Below are 1,341 nucleotides of genomic sequence, written 5' to 3'. Positions count from 1 at the left end.
GTCTTCGCGGTGACGATGCCACCGGCGCGGCGAAGGCGTGCTACGAGCTCGATGTCTTCCGTAGGAACATGATCGCGAAACAGCGGCGAACCCCAGGTCGTGAGCAGGCCAGCGGTGGGTTCGAGGTCCTTCACGCCCGTCGGCAGGCCGTGCAGCAGCCCGAGCGGGTCGCCCGACATGACGGCGCGCTCGGCGGCATGCGCTTCGGAACGGGCGCGATCGAAACAGGTGGCGGTGACCGCGTTGACGAGGGGATTGACAGCCTCGATGCGCCGCACGCAGGCGTCGAGGAGTTCGACCGGAGAGATGGCCTTGCTGCCGATGAGGCGTCGCAGTTCGACAGCCGACTTCTCGACCAACTCGTGGCCGGTGGTGACGGGGATGCTCATCATYGGATCGCTCAATCCGCCGTGATGTTGGCGCGGCGAGCCAGTGCGCGCATCAAGGGCAGCTCGCGATTGATGAGCTCGGCCATCGCGGCGGAGCCCATGAAAGTGGGCTCAAAGCCCTGGGCCACCAGCTTGGCGCGCGTGTCGGGGTCGTCCATCGCCGCTGCAAGGGCTTTCTCCAGCTTCGTCTTGACCTCGGGCGGCATACCCTTCGGGCCGGCCAACGCGAGCCATGTGTCCATGTCGATCTCCGGATAGCCACTCTCGGCCATCGTGGGCACGTTCGGCAGCAGTGCTGAGCGCTTGGCGGTTGTCACCGCGATGGCCTTGATCTTGCCGCCGCGAAGCTGAGGAATCGCCGCCGACACGGTGTCCACCGTAAACGGAACCTGCCCGCCGATCAGGTCGGTCATGGCTGGTGCGCTGCCCTTGTAGGGCACATGGGTCATCCTCAGATGGGTGGCCGACAGGATGGCTTCGGCCGCGAACTGCGAGGTCGTGCCGGTGCCGAACGAGCCATACGCGTACTTGCCCGGCGACGCTTGCACGTAGTCCACGAACTGCTTGACCGATTGCGCCGGCACTTGAGTGTTGGCAAGCAGGATCAGGCCGCTGCGGCCGGCGATGCCGACAGGGTCGAAGCTCTTGATCGGGTCGTAGGGCAGGTTGTTGCGGATCGCAGGGTTGATGGTGAATGTGGTTCCGGAGCTCACCAGCAGCGTGTAGCCGTCTGCCGGTGCCTTGGCCACGTACGACGCGCCGATGATCGTGCCTGCGCCTGCGCGGTTATCCACGATCACCGGCTGGCCAAGGAGGGCGCCGAGCTTTTGTCCGATGACGCGTCCCATCACGTCGGCGCCGCCGCCCGGAGGGAATGGAATGACGAGCGTGATCGGGCGGGAAGGGTAGGCGTCGGCGGCCAAGGCCGGCACTGCGAAGAGGGACGTCAGCA

General features: G+C 66.0%; 2 protein-coding genes. Both read right to left on the bottom strand.

What is annotated here, in order from left to right:
• Positions 1 to 392: amidase family protein (locus AC1DY5_RS55915; RefSeq protein ID WP_478122750.1), on the bottom strand; the 392-nt coding region annotated here is incomplete at its 3' end.
• A gap of 8 nt (positions 393 to 400) precedes the next feature.
• Complete coding sequence (locus AC1DY5_RS55910) at positions 401 to 1,339, bottom strand: Bug family tripartite tricarboxylate transporter substrate binding protein (protein WP_478122749.1); 939 nt, start codon at positions 1,337 to 1,339, stop codon at positions 401 to 403.
• Positions 1,340 to 1,341: the final 2 nt, after the last annotated feature.

It is taken from the genome of Variovorax sp. P4_D9 (assembly GCF_056401695.1).
This window is presented reverse-complemented; position numbering and strand designations above follow the sequence as displayed.